Origin of the sequence: Marinobacter sp. UBA2498, assembly GCF_002341575.1 — a bacterium.
GTDB lineage: Bacteria > Pseudomonadota > Gammaproteobacteria > Pseudomonadales > Oleiphilaceae > Marinobacter > Marinobacter manganoxydans.
The window spans coordinates 26,620-26,974 of record NZ_DDOI01000082.1; the positions used below are offsets into that span (position 1 = coordinate 26,620).

The 355-nt window shown below is 58.9% G+C and carries 1 pseudogene; it reads left to right on the top strand.

Annotation, left to right across the window (positions count from 1 at the left end):
• Nucleotides 1-355 (top strand): annotated as a pseudogene (locus B2W52_RS11275) (ABC transporter permease); the annotation flags it as partial.

Here is a 355-nt window from a genome sequence, read left to right on the forward strand (position 1 = left end):
TACAAAGGCGACCTCTACTTCCCGGTGGTCCAATCCGTGCCGGAAGAAACCTTTGGAGGTTTCCTGCCCACGGAAGCCGATTATCGCGATCCCTTTATCGCCGATGAGATAAGCGCCAACGGGTGGATGGTCTGGCCACCGATCCGGTTCAGCTACAACACCATCAATTACGATCTCGAGGTTCCGTCACCGGCGCCGCCGAGTGCAGAGAACTGGCTGGGGACCGACGATCAGGGCCGGGATGTTGCAGCCCGGGTGATCTATGGCTTCCGCATTTCGGTTCTGTTCGGCCTTACCCTGACCATCGCCAGTTGCATTGTCGGCGTAGTGGTCGGCGCCATCCAGGGCTTTTACG